A 1,873-nucleotide genomic window follows, 5' to 3' on the forward strand; every position below is an offset into this window, starting at 1 on the left:
ATGAAGGTGTTCGGGCAAAATGACAATGCCTTCGATCTTAAAAGGGTATTTTCTTTTTATTTTTTGAAAGTCTATTCGTCATTGCTTAATTTCTTTGATTAATAACTCACTATTTCTACTTTTTAAATTCAATGTAAAGAAATAAACCCCTCCGGGTACGATTATTCTTCGATATTCCATGATTTAGACTGCTTCATATTTCCTTTAATTTATATTTTATATAGCTTTTGGATTGTCCCTTGCAATCACTTTTAATTTTGTTGGGTCAAAATGACCCAACCTACGATTACTACCTAAATGCCAAACGAAAACAGCATTAGGGTTTTAAAATGCTCGAATTGTCATAACCCCAAAGCTGATTACGAAGAAATGGAGCAGCTATTATTACAGTTAAGCGAATGTTATTCTAAGAAACCAATGAATAGAAGTAATATAGATTTTGGGGTTTTTTAAATCAAACACAGAAGATGAAGGTGCTTTATTGACGGAAAAATCTTCATGTCAACCCTAAAGGGATAGAGTGTATCTCCTTGATTGCCATATAGCTGGGTGTGGCGCAGCAGAACCCGGTAACTAAATCATCTTTCTAACTGAAAGGAGATAAGTGGAAATAATAGAATTTATAGTAATTAAACATTAAAACATGGATAGAGACTTATTTAGATAGAGTATCCTCTATCTTCCTCGTTCTCTCTTGCATTTTCTTCTAACCCTGCTTCAAGCTCTTAATTTCTTCCTTAAATTTTTGAACTTCATTAGAACTACCAAATGCAGTTTTTTCAATCTCAAAAAGATCTCTATAGCCTGTCAGTTTTTCAACAAAATTATCTATATGAGATGCAATTCTATTCCGAAAACCAGGAGCAGCTTCTAACCTTGGTTGATATTTGTGAATTATACTGATAGTGTCTTCTACTAATTTATTTTTTGGGATGGAATATCCCCTATCTCTATCATTTTCGTGCTCTCTTCTTCTTTTTTCAAGTACTTAATTTCACCCTTAAAGTATTGAAATCTCTGATCTCCACCAAACTCTGTTTTATCGATCCCTAAAAGATCTTTACGCCCAGCCAGTTTTTCAACAAAATTATTTATATGGGCTTTAATTCGGTTCCAAAATCCAGGGGAAGCTTCTAATTTTGGTTGATATTTATGAATTACCTTAATAGCTTCTTCTGCTAATTTAAGTTGATCTTTTTTACTATTCTTTTCAGAATAGTCCTCTAAAAGTTTTTGTAAATCAGAAAGCATACCTTCAGCAGCTTCTTCTACATCCTTAGGAAGCGTCTTTGCTTCCTTTTCCTTGTTAAAGACAGCCTCTATGTGATCACGTAAATTTTTTACTGAGCCGTGAATTCGGCCTTGCTTTGGTCCACCCATATTAGTTTCTCAAAAAAAATCACTATTAATATATATAGCACATAATGTATTTTTTTATCATCTAATATCTGTCAGGCTATTCCTCTTTTCATAAATCCACATTTAAATTATACAAAAGAAAACTCAAGGGAATATTAATAAGCAAACTAAATAAAAGAAACTCAAACTAACAATAAATAAATCAATTATGCATTCTCTTATCTCAGGAAATCAAAACAAATCAATGAGATATATGCTGAGCTCTTTTTTCCTAATTTTATAAGAGCTCAAATTTCTTAAAATATGAATTCAAGACCTGACTTTTTTTGACTCTTGATTTGAACAAAAAGATATTAATTTTACAAATGTCTTCTTTTTTTAATCAATCCTTAAGCTTTTTTTGTTTTAAAATATATGCATAAGAAAAATCGACTAGATAATAATCGTAGGTTGGGTCATTTTGACCCAACAAATCCAATTCCACTCACTCTCCAAATGGATCGTTCCTAAAATC

1 protein-coding gene is annotated in these 1,873 nt (G+C 31.6%); it reads right to left on the minus strand.

The genetic code is table 11. The features are described 5' to 3' along the window. Positions 1-915: 915 nt before the first annotated feature. The gene (locus Ltuc_RS12660; RefSeq protein ID WP_058521730.1) at positions 916-1,380 is read right to left on the minus strand and encodes a hypothetical protein; all 465 of its coding nucleotides are present in this window, start codon (positions 1,378-1,380) and stop codon (positions 916-918) included. Between the last annotated feature and the right edge of the window lie 493 nt (positions 1,381-1,873).

Origin of the sequence: Legionella tucsonensis, assembly GCF_001468035.1 — a bacterium.
Lineage (GTDB): Bacteria > Pseudomonadota > Gammaproteobacteria > Legionellales > Legionellaceae > Legionella > Legionella tucsonensis.

Bases quoted from the DNA above. Each gene is read 5' to 3' on its own strand.
- Ltuc_RS12660 (WP_058521730.1), bottom strand. From the start codon at position 1,380: ATGGGTGGACCAAAGCAAGGCCGAATTCACGGCTCAGTAAAAAATTTA.